This window comes from Pseudomonas sp. MS19, from assembly GCF_013277615.1.
GTDB classification, from domain to species: domain Bacteria; phylum Pseudomonadota; class Gammaproteobacteria; order Pseudomonadales; family Pseudomonadaceae; genus Aquipseudomonas; species Aquipseudomonas marincola.
This window is the reverse complement of record NZ_VBTO01000010.1, coordinates 52102-67641: the sequence shown is the minus strand read 5'-3', so window position 1 is coordinate 67641 and position 15540 is coordinate 52102. Positions and strand designations below refer to the sequence as shown.

At 58.3% G+C, this 15540-nt stretch carries 14 protein-coding genes; 10 read left to right on the top strand and 4 right to left on the bottom strand.

All coding sequences use genetic code 11. The features are described 5' to 3' along the window. Positions 1-86 precede the first annotated feature (86 nt). From secA to FEZ62_RS11700, 5 genes are all read left to right on the top strand, one after another. On the top strand, positions 87-2822 hold the full coding sequence (gene secA / locus FEZ62_RS11720; RefSeq protein WP_172927760.1) for a preprotein translocase subunit SecA: 2736 nt from the start codon (positions 87-89) through the stop codon (positions 2820-2822). A gap of 138 nt (positions 2823-2960) precedes the next feature. Continuing rightward, the gene (gene argJ, locus FEZ62_RS11715) at positions 2961-4178 is read left to right on the top strand and encodes a bifunctional glutamate N-acetyltransferase/amino-acid acetyltransferase ArgJ (RefSeq protein ID WP_069897859.1); all 1218 of its coding nucleotides are present in this window, start codon (positions 2961-2963) and stop codon (positions 4176-4178) included. A 101-nt stretch (positions 4179-4279) separates the two neighbouring features. Further along, on the top strand, positions 4280-4903 hold the full coding sequence (locus tag FEZ62_RS11710; protein WP_172927759.1) for a glutathione S-transferase family protein: 624 nt from the start codon (positions 4280-4282) through the stop codon (positions 4901-4903). Positions 4904-4906: 3 nt separating this feature from the next. Then, positions 4907-5854 carry a Nudix family hydrolase gene (locus FEZ62_RS11705; protein WP_172927758.1) on the top strand — a complete coding sequence of 316 codons (948 nt, stop codon included), beginning with the start codon at positions 4907-4909 and terminating at the stop codon, positions 5852-5854. 67 nt (positions 5855-5921) lie between these two features. Then, positions 5922-6857: an AEC family transporter gene (locus tag FEZ62_RS11700; RefSeq protein WP_172927757.1), complete on the top strand. Its 936-nt coding sequence runs from the start codon at positions 5922-5924 to the stop codon at positions 6855-6857. On the opposite strand, the gene FEZ62_RS11695 is transcribed toward FEZ62_RS11700, so the two are convergent. Continuing rightward, positions 6814-7566 carry a phosphatase PAP2 family protein gene (locus FEZ62_RS11695; RefSeq protein ID WP_172927756.1) on the bottom strand — a complete coding sequence of 251 codons (753 nt, stop codon included), beginning with the start codon at positions 7564-7566 and terminating at the stop codon, positions 6814-6816. The genes FEZ62_RS11700 and FEZ62_RS11695 overlap by 44 nt on opposite strands. Before the next feature lie 202 nt (positions 7567-7768). Between FEZ62_RS11695 and FEZ62_RS11690 the strand changes: the two genes are divergently transcribed. The 5 genes from FEZ62_RS11690 (at position 7769) to FEZ62_RS11670 (ending at position 11920) form a co-directional block, all read left to right on the top strand. Further along, positions 7769-8452 (top strand): response regulator transcription factor, encoded by a 684-nt coding sequence (locus tag FEZ62_RS11690; protein WP_150548528.1) that lies wholly within the window; start codon positions 7769-7771, stop codon positions 8450-8452. Then, entirely contained in the window at positions 8442-9710 is a 1269-nt protein-coding gene (locus tag FEZ62_RS11685; protein ID WP_172927755.1) for a HAMP domain-containing sensor histidine kinase, read from the top strand. The genes FEZ62_RS11690 and FEZ62_RS11685 overlap by 11 nt, the downstream gene beginning before the upstream one ends. A 126-nt stretch (positions 9711-9836) precedes the next feature. Next, positions 9837-10526 carry a class I SAM-dependent methyltransferase gene (locus FEZ62_RS11680; protein WP_172927754.1) on the top strand — a complete coding sequence of 230 codons (690 nt, stop codon included), beginning with the start codon at positions 9837-9839 and terminating at the stop codon, positions 10524-10526. Positions 10527-10558: 32 nt separating this feature from the next. Continuing rightward, a complete protein-coding gene (locus FEZ62_RS11675; protein ID WP_090513047.1) occupies positions 10559-10948 on the top strand; it encodes a diacylglycerol kinase in 390 nt (129 codons plus the stop codon). A gap of 78 nt (positions 10949-11026) precedes the next feature. After that, the gene (locus FEZ62_RS11670) at positions 11027-11920 is read left to right on the top strand and encodes a pseudouridine synthase (protein WP_172927753.1); all 894 of its coding nucleotides are present in this window, start codon (positions 11027-11029) and stop codon (positions 11918-11920) included. Positions 11921-11939: 19 nt separating this feature from the next. Here FEZ62_RS11670 and FEZ62_RS11665 read toward each other — a convergent pair whose 3' ends face one another. Genes FEZ62_RS11665 through FEZ62_RS11655 form a run of 3 tightly spaced genes read right to left on the bottom strand, consistent with a single transcriptional unit; the run spans position 11940 to position 15500 of the window. Further along, on the bottom strand, positions 11940-12521 hold the full coding sequence (locus FEZ62_RS11665) for a cob(I)yrinic acid a,c-diamide adenosyltransferase (protein WP_090513042.1): 582 nt from the start codon (positions 12519-12521) through the stop codon (positions 11940-11942). Positions 12522-12523: 2 nt separating this feature from the next. Further along, entirely contained in the window at positions 12524-14542 is a 2019-nt protein-coding gene (locus FEZ62_RS11660) for an ATP-binding protein (protein ID WP_172927752.1), read from the bottom strand. Between the two features lie 46 nt (positions 14543-14588). Next, positions 14589-15500 (bottom strand): putative 2-dehydropantoate 2-reductase, encoded by a 912-nt coding sequence (locus FEZ62_RS11655; RefSeq protein WP_172927751.1) that lies wholly within the window; start codon positions 15498-15500, stop codon positions 14589-14591. Between the last annotated feature and the right edge of the window lie 40 nt (positions 15501-15540).

The window sequence follows — 15540 nt, the reverse complement described above, 5'->3', positions numbered from 1 at the left end:
ATGCCTCCTTCGCAAGCAGCCTTCAGGGCTGCATGGGCGACTGTAGGGCCGCCCTCCATCCATACGTGTGGGAAGAACCTGTCGATATGTTTGCGCCTTTGTTAAAGAAACTCTTTGGAAGCAAGAACGAGCGTGAAGTTAAGCGCATGCTCAAGACGGTGCAGACCGTCAATGCCTTCGAGGAGCAAATCCTTGCACTCTCGGATGAGCAACTACGTGCCAAAACAGATGAGTTCAAAGCCCGTTTAGCCAAAGGCGAGACGCTTGATCAGCTGTTGCCTGAAGCGTTTGCCGTAGCCCGTGAGGCTGGTAAGCGTGTAATGGGTATGCGCCACTTTGACGTGCAGTTAGTGGGCGGTATGGCCCTGCACGAAGGCAAAATCGCTGAGATGCGCACCGGTGAGGGTAAAACCCTGGTGGCAACTTTGGCGGTATACCTCAATGCATTGTCTGGGAAAGGCGTGCATGTTGTTACGGTGAACGACTATCTGGCCCGTCGTGACGCCAACTGGATGCGCCCGTTGTATGAATTCCTTGGTATGAGCGTTGGCATCGTCACGCCTTTCATGCCGCCGGAAGAGAAGCGCAGCGCCTATGCGGCCGACATCACCTACGGTACCAACAACGAATTCGGTTTCGATTACCTGCGCGACAACATGGCGTTCAGCCTGGATGAGAAATTCCAGCGCGAACTCAACTTCGCGGTAATCGACGAAGTCGACTCGATCCTGATCGATGAGGCGCGTACGCCGCTGATCATCTCGGGTCAGGCCGAAGACAGCTCCAAACTCTACAGCGAAATCAACCGTCTTATTCCGACCCTCAAGCAGCACATCGAGGAAGAAGAGGGCGTGGTGACTCAGGAAGGTCACTACAAGGTCGACGAGAAAACCCGTCAGGTCGAACTCAACGAGCAGGGCCACCAGTTCATCGAAGACATGCTCACTCAGGCCGGCTTGCTGGCTGAGGGTGAAAGCCTCTATTCGGCGCACAATCTTGGCTTGCTGACCCACGTTTATGCGGGCCTGCGTGCTCACACGCTGTTCCAGCGCAACGTTGAATACATTGTGCAGGATGGTCAGGTTCTGCTGATCGACGAACACACCGGCCGGACCATGCCGGGCCGTCGTTTGTCCGAAGGCCTGCATCAGGCGATCGAAGCGAAGGAAGGCCTGAACATTCAGGCAGAGAGCCAGACACTGGCCTCGACCACCTTCCAGAACTACTTCCGTCTGTACAACAAGTTGTCCGGTATGACCGGTACTGCTGACACCGAAGCGTTCGAATTCCACCAGATCTACGGTCTGGAAGTAATGGTTATTCCGACCAACCGTGCGTTGGCGCGTAAGGATTTCAACGATCTGGTCTATCTGACTCAGGACGAGAAATACGCCGCCATCATTGCCGACATCAAAGAGTGTCAGGCGCAGGGTCGTCCGATTCTGGTCGGTACTGCCACCATCGAAACCTCTGAACACGTTTCCCGCCTGCTCGACAAGGAAGGCATGGAGCACAAGGTGCTCAACGCCAAATTCCACGAGAAGGAAGCTGAAATTATTGCTCAGGCCGGTCGCCCTGGCGCACTGACTATTGCCACCAACATGGCCGGTCGTGGTACCGACATCCTGTTGGGCGGTAACTGGGAAGTTGAAGTGGCTGCACTTGAGAACCCGACGCCTGAACAGATTGCTCAGGTCAAAAGTGACTGGCAGAAGCGTCACCAGCAGGTGATCGAGTCGGGCGGCTTGCATGTGATCGCTTCCGAGCGTCACGAGTCGCGTCGTATCGACAACCAGTTGCGCGGTCGTTCTGGCCGTCAGGGTGACCCGGGTTCGAGCCGCTTCTACCTGTCGCTGGAAGACAGCCTGATGCGCATCTTTGCCTCCGACCGCGTGAAGAACTTCATGAAGGCCCTCGGCATGCAGTCGGGTGAGGCCATCGAGCACCGCATGGTGACCAACGCCATCGAGAAGGCTCAGCGTAAAGTTGAAGGCCGCAACTTCGACATGCGTAAGCAATTGCTCGAATTCGACGACGTTTCCAACGAGCAGCGTAAAGTGATTTATCACATGCGTAACACGTTGCTGGCGTCCGACGACATTGGCGAGACCATTGCCGAGTTCCGCAAGGAAGTCCTCGACAGCACCATCAACGAGCATATCCCGCCGCAGTCGCTGCCAGAGCAGTGGAACGTCAGTGGTCTGGAAGATGCGTTGTCGACTGCTTTTAGCATTCAGTTGCCGATTCAGCAGTGGCTCGATGATGACCATCAGCTGTACGAAGAGACCCTGCGTGAGCGCATCCTGACTGAAATCGTTAATGCCTATAACGAGAAAGAAGATATGGCCAGTGCCGACGCACTGCGTACCTTCGAGAAGCAGATTCTGCTGCGCGTTCTGGACGACCTGTGGAAAGATCACCTGTCGACCATGGATCACCTGCGCCACGGTATTCACCTGCGCGGCTATGCGCAGAAAAACCCGAAGCAGGAATACAAGCGCGAGTCTTTCGCCCTGTTCCAGGAACTGCTCGATTCGATCAAGCGCGATACCATTCGTGTGCTGTCGCACGTTCAGGTCCGCCGCGAAGATCCGGCCGAAGAGGAAGCGCGTCTGCGCGCCGAAGCCGAAGCCATGGCTGAGCGCATGCAGTTCCAGCACGCTGAAGCTTCTGCCCTGAATCAGCCGCAAGCTGAAGCCGAAGAAGCTGAAGTAGCGGTGGCAGTTGCCCCGGCGCGCACCGAGCAGAAAATCGGTCGTAACGAGGCGTGCCCGTGCGGTTCCGGTAAAAAGTACAAGCATTGCCATGGCCAGGTGAACTAAGCAGGCGATAAACACGCTACAGCGTTTATCATTGCTAGCCCGGCTATATACGCCGCGAACGGTTTACCGCTCGCGGCGTTTTACCATCCTCTGTGCGCTAGCCTGCGGCTGGCGCGTGTCTCGATAAGGAGCGCTTTCATGGCTGTAGGTCTTGGCCCGTTGTCTACTCTGCACCCGGTTGCAGGATTCGAACTTGGTATTGCCAGTGCGGGCATCAAGCGCGTCGGGCGCAAAGATGTAGTGGTCATGCGCTGCGCTGAAGGCTCCAGCGTTGCCGGGGTCTTTACCCTGAATGCGTTCTGCGCCGCACCGGTGATTCTGGCCAAGAAGCGGGTGTTGGGTAATGTGCGCTATCTGCTGACCAATACCGGCAATGCCAACGCTGGCACGGGTGAGCCGGGCCTCGCCAACGCCGAGCGTACTTGCGCCAAGCTGGCCGAATTGAGCGGTGTTGAGGAAAGTGCGGTATTGCCATTCTCCACCGGTGTTATTGGCGAGCCGTTGCCAGTCGAGAAAATCGAAGGCGCGTTGCAGGCCGCTATCGATAACCTCAGTGAGCACAACTGGGCGCAGGCTGCCGAAGGCATCATGACCACCGACACGCTGCCCAAGGGCGCGAGCCGTCAGTTCGAACATGATGGCGTGACCATTACGGTAACGGGGATCAGCAAGGGCGCGGGCATGATCAAGCCGAACATGGCGACCATGCTCGGTTACATTGCAACCGATGCCAAGGTCAGCCAGGGCGTGTTGCAAGACCTGCTGCGCGATGCGGCTAACAAGTCGTTCAATCGCATCACCATTGATGGCGACACCTCGACCAATGATTGCTGCATGCTGATTGCCACCGGCAAAGCTGCGCTGCCGGAAGTGACTCAGGCCAGCGGCACACTGTTCACTGCTTTGAAAAAAGCTGTGTTCGAGGTTTGCATGGAAGTGGCGCAGGCTATCGTGCGTGACGGTGAAGGTGCGACCAAGTTCGTGACCGTGGCCGTGAATGGCGGCGCGACTCATCAGGAATGTCTGGACGTGGGTTACGCGGTGGCGCATTCGCCGCTGATCAAGACCGCACTGTTTGCCTCTGACCCGAACTGGGGCCGGATTCTGGCCGCTGTCGGCCGGGCTGGCGTGGCGCAACTGGATGTCAGCAAGATTGATGTGTTCCTCGGTGATGTGTGCATCGCCAGCCGTGGTTGCCGTGCGGCGAGTTACACCGAAGAGCAGGGCAGCGCCGTGATGGCGCAGGAAGAAATTACCATCCGCATCGAGCTGGGTCGTGGCTCCTGCAGCGAAACTATCTGGACCACTGACTTGTCGCATGAGTACGTTAAGATCAACGCGGAATATCGCACCTGAGTCGGTGCTTTACTGCCACGGTTGATATTGTTGTTTTCAAATGACAAATTCAGGGACGCTTCGGCGTCCCTGTCTTTTGCAACCTGACCAAGGAATACCTCATGTCTCTGCAATTGGTGATTGGTGACAAGCGCTATTCGTCGTGGTCGCTGCGTGCAGCGCTGGCCCTGGAACTCACAGGCGCGCCTTACACAGAGCAACTGATTCTGCTCAATCGTCCCGACACCCAGGCGCTGATCCTCAAGCACTCACCCACTGCCAAAGTGCCGCTGCTGAAAACCGCAGATGGCCCGGTGTGGGATTCACTGGCGATTGCCGAGTATCTGGCTGAATCTTTTCCACAGGCGCACTTGTGGCCGCGTGAGTGTTATGCCCGGGCGCGTGCCCGCAGTGCTTGCGCCGAGATGCACAGCGCCTTCGTCGCACTGCGTACGCACATGCCGATGGACTTACAGCGCAATGAAGCCTTGGCCGAGGTGCCGGAAGCGGTACGCGCCGACATTCAGCGGGTGTGTAACCTGTGGCTGGAGTGCCGCGAGCTGTTCGGGGCGGAGGGGCCTTATCTGTTCGGCAGCGTGAGCCTGGTCGATGCCTTCTTTGCGCCAGTGGCTTGCCGGTTGCGCAGCTATAAAGTCGAGCTGCCAGCGGTGGCCGAGGATTATGTAAACACCATCTATCAATGGCCGGCATTTCAGAAGTGGTATCAGGCCGCGCTAGAGGAGTAACGCTTGAAACGCATACACGTGGCGGCTGCGGTGATACGCGGTGCAGACGGCCGGATTCTGATTGCCAAACGCGCCGATACCCAGCATCAGGGCGGTTTGTGGGAGTTCCCGGGCGGCAAGGTCGAAGCCTCTGAAACCGTGCGTGAAGCACTGGTGCGCGAGCTGCAGGAAGAACTGGCGATCAGCGTGATCAAGGCTCAGCCGCTGATTCAGGTGCAGCACGACTATCCCGATAAGCATGTACTGCTGGATGTCTGGGAAGTCAGTGAGTTTAGCGGCGAGCCGCATGGCGCCGAAGGGCAGCCGCTGGCGTGGGTCAGTGCCAGGCAACTGCCCGAGTATGAGTTTCCGCAGGCCAATCAGCCGATCGTTGCGGCCGCGCGTTTGCCGGAGCAATACCTTATTACACCGCAGGACTTGTCGGCCAGTGAGCTGCTTAATGGCATTCACCGGGCGGTCAGTCAGGGCGCTGGTTTGTTGCAGCTGCGCGCGCCGGCGATGTTTGATCCCGAATACCGCACGCTCGCACTGGACGCGATTGGCCTCTGCGCCGGGCGCGCACAGGTCATGCTTAAAGGCCCACTCGAATGGCTCAGCGATTTCCCTGCAGCGGGCTGGCATCTGACCAGCAAGCAGCTGACTGAGCTGGCAGGTGGTGAGCGCCCGATTCCGGCCTCGCGCTGGCTGGCAGCCTCTTGCCATTCGTTGGCTGAGCTTGAGATGGCTGCGCAATTAGGCGTCGATTTCGTGACCTTGTCTCCGCTGGCCGCGACGCAGACTCATCCCGAGGCCCAGCCTCTGGGGTGGACGCTGTGCGAGCAATGGATCAAACAAACAAATCTGCCGGTATTTCTGTTGGGTGGCGTCGGCCCGGATGACGCCGCACAAGCCCGTAATATTGGTGCGCAGGGTGTCGCGGGGATTCGCGCATTCTGGCCTGTGGCGTTATAAGCAGGCGATTGACTTGGGGTGCTGTGATGTTGCGCAGTGCTGAATGGATGTTGGCAATGGCGATTTTATGGCATCAGTACTTAGCGTAATCCTGCCGGTATTTGCGCTCATCTTTCTTGGTTTTATCACTCGGCGGTTGGGGCTGCTTGGGCCGACGGCAGCCTCCGAAATCAACCGCATGGTGGTCTGGTTGTGTCTGCCAGCCATGCTCTTCAATGCCACGGCGTCAGCCAGTTGGGCGCACTTCTGGAAGCCGGGCTTTATTGCGGCCTACACCGCGGGCACCATCGCAGTCTTCGTGATTACGCTGATCTGGCGCTGGCGCGTACACAAGAGTCTGGCCGATGCCAGTATCCAGGGCCTCAGTGCCTCTTATGCAAACACTGGGTACATGGGAATTCCCCTGTGCATACTGGTGTTTGGCGATGCGGGTTTGCAGCCGGCACTGATTTCCAGCCTGATCGTAATCTGCGTGCTGTTTGCGCTGGCCGTGGTGTGCATCGAAGTGGCACTGCAAAGCGAGCCCAGCCTGTTTAATGCGGTGCGCAAAGTGGCGTTGGCCTTGTTGAAGAATCCACTGGTGGTCTCGCCCTTGCTCGGTGGCGTGTGGGCCGCCAGCGGCTTGAGCGTTGCGCTGCCGGCGCAGCGGGTGCTGGATTTGCTCTCCGCGGCAACAGCGCCGTGTGCGCTGATTTCGCTGGGGTTGTTTCTTGCCCACAAACAGGTTGGCCGCAGCGATGGCAGCTTACCGTTGGTTGCGCTGAAGCTGGTCGTACATCCGTTTCTGGTGTGGCTGCTGGCCTATCAGATACTGGATCTGCCGCCACTCTGGGCGCATTCGGCGTTACTGCTGAGCGCGCTGCCAACCGGCACCGGGCCCTTCATGTTGGCCGAGTATTACCAGCGCGACGCGGCGGTGGTGTCGCGCAGTATTTTGTTCTCCACACTGGGCTCGCTGGTCACTCTGTCGCTGTGTCTGTACGTAATCCAGTTGCATCCTTGAGTGGCGCTTTCGCCAGCGCCGGTCGGTAAAGGATCAGGTAGTAAGTACTCAAGCTGATCAGCCAGCAGATCAATAACGTCCAGACGTTATGCGAGAGGAAGTGCGCCCCTTGCAGCATGCGCCCCACCGAGAAAATCGTGCCCACCGCGAGCACGCCAATCAACGCGGCCTTGGCGGCGCGAGGGCGACGGTCGCGCCAGACGAAAAACAATGCCAGCCAGGAAAACCCGGTGCTGGCATGACCGCCCGGCCAGCAGCGCCCCGACTTGTCGTTATCAGCCCGGCTGCTGAGCAGTGGCGTATGGGTTTGGCTGCCGCCGAACTCGGTAATGCTCCACGGGCAAGGCACATTGGTCAGCGCCTTGAGAGGTGTGATGACGCTGGTCGAAAGCGCAACCGCAAGCACCACGTAACTCAAAGGACGCCGCCAGTGTTTCAGCTTTGGCCTGAACTGGCAGGTGATCAGCGCGGCAATGGTGAGCAGGCCGCAAACGATAATCAGCTGCTTGGCGTAGTCGTGCAGGACGTCCTCAAGGAAAAAACTGTGGTCACCGATAAAGCCTGTTTGCGGGCTGTACATCATGTGCGCAATCGCCAGATCCAGCGGGCTGGGATCAACGCACAGCATGAGCGCCATCAACCCGAGAGGGATGGCATAGGCCAAACGAAAGTTGAATGGGCGTGGAATTGGCGGCAGCGCTTTGAGCATCAGCTCGAACCTTCTTGAACGGTCTCAGTCAGGTGCGAAGTTTAAGCATGGGCTGTGAGTGCACTGTTATGCGGTTGTGAAGAAATCGTCAACGGCATTACTCGGCTGCGAATGCGCTGTTGGTGTTTTGCCGTGACGACTATTCGCCGGCCATTAGTTGCCAGTATATTGACCGCTAATTTTGCAAGCCGAGGGCAGGTGTATGCGCATTCTGGTAGTCGAAGATAACAAGGATATTCTGGCTAATGTCCTCGATTTTCTAGCGCTCAAGGGTTACACCGTCGACTGTGCTCAGGACGGTCTGGGCGGCATGCATCTGGCCGTTACCGAGCAATATGACCTGATCGTGCTGGATGTGATGCTGCCCGGAATGGATGGTTTCCAGATTTGCCAACGGCTGCGTGAAGATGCCCGGCTGGAGACTCCGATCATCATGCTCACCGCCCGCGATACGCTGGACGATCGCCTGCAGGGGCTTGGTGTTGGTGCCGACGATTATCTGGTTAAGCCGTTTGCATTGTCCGAGTTGGTTGCCCGTATCGAAGCCGTACTGCGGCGCACGCAGGGCAGCCGCAAGCGCAAAATGCAGGTGGCCGATCTGGTTTACGATCTCGACACGCTGTATATCACCCGCGCTGGCCAGCCGATCAAGCTCAACCCGCTGGGGCTTAAACTGCTCGCCGTGTTGATGCAGAAAAGCCCGGCCGTGGTCCGTCGTGAAACCCTTGAAGAGGCACTTTGGGGCGATGATTGCCCTGACAGCGACAGCCTGAGAAGCCACATTCATCAACTGCGCCAGGTACTCGACAAACCGTTCGATGTGCCATTGCTGCATACCATTCACGGCGTGGGTTATCGCTTGGCGGAGTCGCCCAATGGTGTCTAAACAACCCCTGATCCGGCGCATTGTCATCGCCTTTGTGTTGATGACAGTAGTGGTCAGCGGAATCTTCTCGGTGAGTATTGTCGCCACCGTGCACTTTGTTGAAGGGCATCTGGTGCCGCTGGAGCTCGATGGCGAACTGGATAACGTATTGGCTCCCGAGAATCAGGGTGTTTTGCGCCCGCGTCTGGATGGACGCACCCAACTTTATGCAACCGGGCACGGCGCCGAATTTGCAATTCCGCCATTGTTTGCCAACGTCGAAACCGGCTACTCCGAAGTCACTGATGGTGATCATGCTTACTATGTGATGCGCCGCACCGTTGACGGGCAAGATTACATTCTGGTGCAGGAGCAGCACGAATTTGAAGAGCGCGAAGTGCTGCTCTACAAGATCGTTCTGAGTGGCTTTGTGTTGAGTGTTCTGGCGGCGTGGGGGCTTGGTTTAATGCTGGCCCGTCGGGTGATGGCGCCGGTAATTCGTCTGGCCAACCAAGTGCGCCACCGTGATCAACTGCATCCGCTGGCACCGGCGTTGGCACCGGATTATCCGGATGATGAAGTCGGACGTTTGGCCGCCTCATTCGACAGCACGCTGGGCCAATTACGCGGCACGCTGGAGCGCGAGCAGTTGTTCACCAGCGATGTCAGCCATGAATTGCGCACGCCACTAATGATTATCTCGACCTCGTGCGAGCTGCTCACCGTGAGCAACAATCTCAATGCCCGCCAGCATGAGCAGGTCCAGCGTATTCGTCGGGCCAGTGAAGATATGCGTGACTTGGTGGAAACCTTCCTGATTCTGGCGCGACGTAAAACCGATAAACAGGTGCCTGGCGGTGAAGCAACGCTGGCCGGTGTTGCGCAGGAACAGATCCAGCAATGGGCGCCGGCGATTGAGGAGAAGGGGCTGAAACTCAGCCTGATCGAGGAAGCGCCTGATGACGGCCAATACAACTTGTCATTCTTGCGAACGGTCATCTCCAACCTGTTACGCAACGCCATGCACTACACCGATCAGGGCGAGATTCGCCTGATTACCGGTAAGTGTGGTTTTCGTGTCGAGGATTCCGGCATCGGCATTCCTGAGGAGCTGCATGAGTCCGTATTCCAGCCGTTTGTGCGGGTTAACCAGCAGCGTGGCGAAGGCCTGGGCTTGGGCCTGTCGCTGGTCAAAAGGGTGTGCGCGCATCAGGGCTGGCAGGTCTCGGTGCATGACGGCGAGGCGGGCGGTACCGTGTTTGAAGTTAAACTGGCCTAAGATTTCAGGGTTCATAAAATCTTAACTTAAAGCTGTTTCACGGAATTTTCTCATTGTCTTAACAGCCGTTTGATGCGCTTGCCCATAGTCTGCCTGTTACCAAAATCACTAACAGGGCAGGCTGCTGTGGCATCGAAGAACGTCGAACTTGATTTGTCGCCCAGCTATGACGCGGATCAGGATCGCGGACTTCCAGTACAGGAACAGGCTGGCCTCGTTCGGCGGTTGTCGTTGTGGCGCGGGCAGAAGCTGGCGCGCAAAGCACTGCAACTGGCCGGTGAGCCGAATCTGGTGCTTGATTTTCCAACACTGAAAGGCCCTTATTGGCCTTTGTTGGCGCATTTGCCGACCCGTGTCGTGCTTGCTGCAGATAGCGGCGAGCCGGACATAAGCCAGCTTATTGCGCGCTACCCGCGCTCGATTACCGAGCGGATCCAACCGCTTGCCGCCACCATGACCAGCATCCCGCTGGATGCCAATGCGGTCGACAGCATTTTCTGCATGCGCTTTATGCAGCAGCAACTGATCGATCCCGCCCAGCGCACGCAGATTCTTAACGAGTTTCACCGGGTCACGCGAGACACGTTGATCATCTCGCTGTGGGTCGATGGCAACTACAAGTCCTGGAAGCGCAAGCGTTTGGAAGCCAGGCGGGCGGCGTTAGGCCAGTCCCGCGTGCGACCAGGGCGCAGTGTGGTTGCGCGCGGTGTGATTGAAAGTGAGTTCAAATCTGTCGGTTTCAATATTCTCGGCAGCTTCGATTTTCTCCCCGGCTACGCCATGTGGCGCGTTTACATCTTGCGCAAAAGCCACTGAGTGCGAGCAATTTGATAGTTAGGAAGGCACGGATGAATACGCAATCTCTGGCTGGCAATGCGAGCGAACTGAAAGGCCGCACCGGTATCCGGCGCATTTTCCAGGCCGCTGGTTATTCATGGGCCGGCTTGAAAGCTGCATTTTTCGGGGAGGCGGCATTTCGTCAGTTGCTGCTGCTCAGCGTGGTGCTGATCCCCGTTGCGTTGTGCCTGGATGTAAGCCGGGTTGAGCGCGCAATGCTGATTCTGGTGTGCCTGTTGTCATTGATCGTCGAGTTGATCAATTCGGCGATCGAGGCCACGGTAGACCGCATCTCGCTTGAGCTGCACCCGCTGTCCAAACAGGCCAAAGATCTGGGCAGCGCCGCCCAGTTTGTCGCCATGAGCATTATTGCCGTGACCTGGGCGCTGATCTTGCTCTGATTGCAGCGCAGCTGCGCTTTGACGTAGGCCGCCCGCTGCGGCCTAATGCGTGTCTGTCCGACTCGCTGATTGTTACTTATGTCTGTAAATGCCCGCTCTGCCTCCAATATGCGTCCCAGCACGGTTCACCTGCCGCAAGGCAACTGGCTCACAGTGCTCGATTGCTTGTGCGCGCATTTTCCGGCCATCAGCCGTGATGCCTGGCTCGACCGCATGGCGCGCGGGCGGGTGCTGAATGCCGATGGCTCGCTTGTCACAGAGACTCAGCCGTATCAGCCTGCATTGCGCGTGCATTATTTTCGTGAGGTGCCGAGCGAGATTGTGATTCCTTTCGAGGAGTCGATCCTGTTTCAGGATGAGCATTTACTGGTCGCCGAAAAACCGCATTTTCTGCCGGTGATGCCATCCGGCGGTTATGTCGAGCAAACCTTGCAAGCGCGCCTGTGCAAGCGTGTTGGCAGTGCTGATCTGGTACCGCTGCACCGCATCGACCGGCACACTGCCGGGCTGGTGCTGTTCTCGACCAATCCGCAAACCCGTGGCCAGTATCAGGCGTTATTCCGCGAGCGGCAGATGTTCAAACGGTATGAAGCGCTGGCGCCGGCGCTGCCTGAGCTGGAGTTTCCGCTGGTGCGCAAAACTCGCTTCGGGCCGGGTGAGCCATTCTTTCGAATGCGCGAAGTGGCAGGCGAGGCGAACACCGAGACGCGGATCGAGGTCGCCGAGAAAATGGGCGAAATCTGGCGCTATGCGTTGTACCCGGTGACCGGCAAAAAGCACCAGTTGCGCGTGCATCTCGCCAGTCTGGGTGCGCCGATCTGCAACGACCCGTTCTATCCGGTTGTGACCGGCGCTCCCGACGATCCGGACGATTACTCAATCCCCTTGAAGCTGCTGGCCAAAGGGCTTGGTTTCAGCGATCCGGTGACCGGCGAGCAACGCCAGTTCGAAAGCCGCCTGACGCTCGATTAGGGCGGCTAAGCCTTTAGCGTTACGCGTCCTGTTTGCGGGCTTCCTGCCACAGAACTTCGGCGACGTTCTGGCGCTTGGCGATAATCCGCGCTGCGACGAACAGCAGGTCAGACAACCGATTGATATACGCCAGGCCTTCTTCGCGCAGCGGCTCCTCGCTGTTCAAATGCTGACAGCGGCGTTCTGCTGCGCGCGCCAGGCTGCGGCAAATATGCGCCTGAGCAACCAGCTTTGAGCCGCCCGGCAGGATAAAATTCTGCAGTGGGCCCAGTTCTTCATTCCACACATCAATCGCCTGCTCAAGGCGTGCGATTTCACTGCTGTGCAGCGCCTGATATTCAGGCATGGCCAATTCTCCGCCAAGATCGAACAGGCGATGCTGACACGGGCTCAGCACCTCGATAACCTCGCTCAAACCGGCGTGCTGGGCCTGCGCCTCGGCGAGTTCTGCCAGCAGCAGGCCCAGATGGCTGTTGAATGTGTCGATCTCGCCCATGGCCTCAACACGCGGATGCGCTTTGGAAACCCGGCGCCCACCGGCCAGCCCGGTTTCACCTTTGTCGCCGGTGCGGGTGTAAATCTTCGAAAGTCGGAAGCCCATGGTTATTGATCCTTGTGCGGCATGGCGGCGGTCAGTGGCAGGCGCAGAGTGAAGCAGGTGCCTTGGTCTTCGGCGGACTGAACTTCCATCTGGCCTTTGTGATTGTTGGTGATGATGAAGTATGAAACCGACAGGCCAAGGCCAGTGCCTTCGCCCACTTCCTTGGTAGTGAAGAACGGATCGAAAATGCGCTTGCGCACAGCCTCGGGCATGCCGACGCCGTTGTCTTCAACAATGATTTCAGCCCATGGCGGGCTGAGTCGCGTGCGCAGGCAGATCTTGCCCGGTGCGCTGTCATCTTCACGCTGATGGATGGCCTGTGCAGCGTTCTTCAACAGGTTCAGGAGCACCTGTTCAAGCTCGTTGGCAGTGGCGGGAACCGGGCCCAAATGCGGGTCGAAGTCGCGCTCGATAATCAGGCTCTTGAAGTCGAAACTGTCGGTCAGATCGAAGTCGTTGCCGGCAATTTCCAGCGCCTGATCAATCAACCCGGGCAGCAGGCATGGCGCCAGCAGGCGATTGCTCAGGCGGCTGAAACTCAGCATATGGCTGACAATCCGTGCGGCGCGGCTGCCTGCCTGCTGAATACCGTCGAGCAACTGTGGCACTTCACGGGCTTGCAGGTATTGGTCGATCACTTCCAGACGAATGCCGATCAGCTCGGCCTGTTGGTTGTTCTTTTCCAGGTCCGGAGACAGGCGTCTGCGGATGTTCTGCACGTTGTGCAAAATGGCTCCCAGCGGGTTGTTAATCTCGTGCGCCATTCCCGCCGCGAGGCCGCCCACCGAGAGCATTTTCTCCGACTGAACCATCATTTCTTCGAGGCTCAGGCGCTGGGTAATGTCGTCTATGCGGATCACCACGCCACGGCCGCCTCCGCCCACCAGCGGGTAGAAGGTCAGGGCGTAATGGTGCGGCTCCTGATTCCGGTTCCAGGTCACCCTGTCGACTTTTTCGACCTGCTGTTTCTCCACGGTTTGGGTCAGTTGCGCCATGAAGGGTTTTAGCGGCGGGAAGGCCAGAAATATCGGCTGGTTGAGTGCTTCATTAATCGAGGTGCCGGAGAGTGCACTGGCTTCCTGATTCCACTGAGTGACATAGAACTGCTCGTCGAGCGCGATCAGCGCCGACGGCATGGAGTCGATGATGTTGTTCAGGTAGTTCTGAAAGCCGGTGAGTTTTTTCTCGATCTTGCTGCGCACCTGCACTTCGAGTTCCAGTTTGCGGTTCGAATGGCGCGTCTCTTCCGCCAGATTGTGCGCCTGATCGAAGGCTGACTGGGCATCGTCGCGTGCCCGCTTGAGCTGATCTTCGCGGGCCTCGATGCGCGAAAGCATGGTGTTGAATGCATTGGCCAGGCTGCCGATCTCATCCTGATTGCCAGGGCGGGCGCGCAACGCATAATTCTCCTCGCGGGTTACCTGTCGCGACAACTCTTCGAGGCGGCGGATCGGCTTGGTCACCAGTCGGCGGATCTGCCGGGCAATCAACAGCCAGAGGATCACGCTGACCATTAAAATGGCCACGCTGGCCGTCAGGGTGCCGGTGTAGAACTCGCCCGGCAGTTCGCTGGAGGCGACCAGCAGCAAGTAGCCTGGGCGTCCGCCGGGCTGCGGCAGTTCGGTGAGCAGGTTGGTACGAAACTCGGTCAGGCGCCACGACTCAAGCTGATTGACGTGCAATGGCAGCTCTAATTTATCGCCGCGCTGCAATTGCGCCAAGCTTACGCCATTGCTGTCATAAATCACTGCCGCGCGCAGCGGCTCATAACCATCCAGGCGTTTGAGCAGTGACTCGGCGGCTGCCGCTGTGGTCAGCGCCTGATGACTGAGGGCGGGGCTGGCGATCAGTTTGCCGAGTGTATGCAGGGCCTGCGGCGCCATGCTCTGTTGCGAAATCCAGTAAGCGGCACTGATAAACGCCAGATTGGCGGTGATCAATACAGTAGCCAGCAGGATTAGCAGGGCGGCGAGCAGTTTGCGCCCAACCGGCAGGTTTTCGAGGCGTTGACGCAATGTCATGGGTTAACCGTCGCCAAATCAAGATGAATGCAGGGTAACGTGCCGGTCATCGGCTGGGCAATCCTCGTGCCTCAAGCGCCTGCACCAATTGTGCATGGACTGCTTCGAGGTGCGGCAGCGCAAGGTTCAGGCGCTGCGCGGCGGTGCAGGCATAACCGCTTATGTAGCTGATTTCGGTGCGGCGGCCGTGGCTGACGTCCTGATGCATTGAGGAGTAATTCTGCGCCGTGGCGCGGATCACCTGCAGCACTTGCTGGTGCAGATCTAGCGCCGCATCTGCCTGACCGCAGGCAGTCAACAATGTGCTCAGTTCGTTGCACAGCGCCATGACCTGTTGCGGGTATTGCTCAAGGCCGCCATTGCGGCAGTCATGCAGCACCGTCAGCGGATTGATCGCGCAGTTCAGGGCCAGTTTGCGCCAGAGCCTGGTGTTGATGTCTGTGCTCCAGCTATGGGCGATGCCGCTGGCCGCGAGTTCCGATAGCCAGCTGGGCGGCGTCTGCTCAAGCGGATCACCCAGCCAGTTCTGGCCCTGTCCGGCGAAGACCACTTCAAAGTCATTCTGGCGAAATGCACCCTCGGTGCTGGACGCCAGAATGCAGCGTGCGGGCGCCACTCTGGCGGACACGGCGCTCTGGCTGCCAAGGCCGTTCTGCAAAAGGATAAGCTCGGCGTCTGCGGTTAGCCGCGACTCAATCTGGGCAATTGCCGCTTCGGCGTCGTAAGCCTTGCAGGCGACCAGCAGGCGACTGATCGGTTGGCTGTGATCGCAGGTTTGTGCGCCGACGGGGTAGCGCGAGCGCTGGCCATTTTCAATCAGGCTAAGCCCGCCCGCTTGCAGATAGGCGTCGAGGCGCTGCTGATTACGCATCAGCAGCGTGACAGGCAGGCCCGCCCGCGCTAGTCGCGCAGCCCACAAACAGCCCAAGCTGCCTGCGCCAAGTACATGCCAGATCATGGCCGGCTCCTTGATGAAGTGCAAAGCGCCCAGTTTATGG

Coding starts and splice junctions, on each gene's coding strand:
- secA (WP_172927760.1), top strand. CDS start 87: ATGTTTGCGCCTTTGTTAAAGAAACTCTTTGGAAGCAAGAACGAGCGT.
- argJ (WP_069897859.1), top strand. CDS start 2,961: ATGGCTGTAGGTCTTGGCCCGTTGTCTACTCTGCACCCGGTTGCAGGA.
- FEZ62_RS11710 (WP_172927759.1), top strand. CDS start 4,280: ATGTCTCTGCAATTGGTGATTGGTGACAAGCGCTATTCGTCGTGGTCG.
- FEZ62_RS11700 (WP_172927757.1), top strand. CDS start 5,922: ATGGCATCAGTACTTAGCGTAATCCTGCCGGTATTTGCGCTCATCTTT.
- FEZ62_RS11695 (WP_172927756.1), bottom strand. CDS start 7,566: ATGCTCAAAGCGCTGCCGCCAATTCCACGCCCATTCAACTTTCGTTTG.
- FEZ62_RS11690 (WP_150548528.1), top strand. CDS start 7,769: ATGCGCATTCTGGTAGTCGAAGATAACAAGGATATTCTGGCTAATGTC.
- FEZ62_RS11685 (WP_172927755.1), top strand. CDS start 8,442: ATGGTGTCTAAACAACCCCTGATCCGGCGCATTGTCATCGCCTTTGTG.
- FEZ62_RS11675 (WP_090513047.1), top strand. CDS start 10,559: ATGAATACGCAATCTCTGGCTGGCAATGCGAGCGAACTGAAAGGCCGC.
- FEZ62_RS11670 (WP_172927753.1), top strand. CDS start 11,027: ATGTCTGTAAATGCCCGCTCTGCCTCCAATATGCGTCCCAGCACGGTT.
- FEZ62_RS11665 (WP_090513042.1), bottom strand. CDS start 12,521: ATGGGCTTCCGACTTTCGAAGATTTACACCCGCACCGGCGACAAAGGT.
- FEZ62_RS11660 (WP_172927752.1), bottom strand. CDS start 14,542: ATGACATTGCGTCAACGCCTCGAAAACCTGCCGGTTGGGCGCAAACTG.
- FEZ62_RS11655 (WP_172927751.1), bottom strand. CDS start 15,500: ATGATCTGGCATGTACTTGGCGCAGGCAGCTTGGGCTGTTTGTGGGCT.